This is a genomic window from Vibrio sp. RM-69-4 (genome assembly GCF_024743775.1).
Lineage (GTDB): Bacteria > Pseudomonadota > Gammaproteobacteria > Enterobacterales > Vibrionaceae > Vibrio > Vibrio anguillarum.
In genome coordinates this window covers 1-738 of the sequence record NZ_JAMQXI010000066.1, presented here as the reverse complement: position 1 = coordinate 738, position 738 = coordinate 1, and the positions used below count along the sequence as shown (strand labels likewise).

The following is a 738-nucleotide window of genomic DNA, read 5'->3' as shown; positions in this document are numbered from 1 at the left end:
TGAGGTTAAGAAAAATCATAAAAGTCCGTGTTCATTTCTTCTTGGTCTGAGGCTCTAGCTTTACACCTGAAAGTCAGCACTTTTCCGCGTATCTCGCCAGTGGCACTGTTCGTGAAGTGGTTGAACTAACCGAAGTCTGTTTACGGGAAGTGGTGTGTTTGTTTATTTCTTTGGTATGGCTTCTTTGGTTTTGAAGCTATTTCGCGCTTAAATGGATTTCGCGCACTTGGTTGTTGGCTTCTTCGACATAATTCTTTGTAAACTGAAGTCTTAGAAGCTCGTCAGTTTTCCTATTATTTCTTCTTTGCCAAGTACGTTTCGTGGGTTAGGTTTTAGTTTCTCAGTTGTCCGTTTTACTTTGTCGCTTGAAAACAACAATGTGTTTTAAATTAGGCCGTTGGGTCGTCAATCTCCGGTTAAAGTGCAGCAGCTAACAAACGGCTCAAGAGGGATTGCCAACGCGTGGCGGTTTTAGTGCAAAATTGAAGTTCAGTGTTTACGGTGTGTTTTTTGAGTTCGGCTATGCGTTGTCAACCCCTTAGCCGGGCGTTAGCCTTATTCAAAAGGAGATTCTATGAAATCAGCAGTTCTTGTTATTGATGTGCAGAATATTTTGTTTGACCCAACACCTCAACCGTTTGAAAGAAATGAGGTTTTAACTCGCATCAATAAAGTCACAGATTGGGCGCGCCAAAAGGATATCTCAGTCATCTTTATCCAACATGAACAAACTGGGAC

1 protein-coding gene is annotated in these 738 nt (G+C 41.7%); it reads left to right on the top strand.

All coding sequences use genetic code 11. The features are described 5' to 3' along the window. Nucleotides 1-574: 574 nt before the first annotated feature. Nucleotides 575-738 (top strand): isochorismatase family protein (locus NB504_RS10420; RefSeq protein ID WP_258428851.1); only part of this gene is annotated, 164 nt, incomplete at its 3' end.